Source organism: Pedobacter sp. 05L430, from assembly GCF_056397585.1.
In genome coordinates this window covers 1-473 of record NZ_JBFTNT010000635.1, presented here as the reverse complement: position 1 = coordinate 473, position 473 = coordinate 1, and the positions used below count along the sequence as shown (strand labels likewise).

At 38.9% G+C, this 473-nt stretch carries 1 protein-coding gene; it reads right to left on the bottom strand.

Annotation, left to right across the window (positions count from 1 at the left end):
- On the bottom strand, positions 1–473 hold a 473-nt coding region (locus tag AC1DG9_RS27730), incomplete at both ends, for a glycoside hydrolase domain-containing protein (protein ID WP_477635790.1).

Here is a 473-nt window from a genome sequence, read left to right as displayed (position 1 = left end):
TTCAACAGTAAATGTTTTTCCATTTTCAAGTGCTAGCACTGCATTTTTAACCGCCGGACTTCCTAAAGAATAATCTTCCGATCCCGGAGATACAGGATAAAAACCTAAAGAAGAAAACATATACCACGCACTCATTTGTCCACAATCATCATTACCACCAAGTCCATCAGGTGTTGGCTTATATTGCATTTTCAAAATCATGCGTATCTTTTCCTGTGTTTTCCACGGCTGCCCAATCCAATTGTATAAATAAGCCACATGGTGAGCAGGCTCATTCCCATGCACATATCCACCAATAATACCCTCTCTGGTAATATCCTCAGTTTCGGCAAAAAACTCATCCGGAAGATGCATAGAAAACAAAGAATCTAATCTTAATCCAACCTTTTTATTGCCACCCATCTGCTCAATTAAAGCTTTAGGATCCTGAGGTACAAAGAAACTGTAGTTCCATGTGTTACCTTCAATAAATC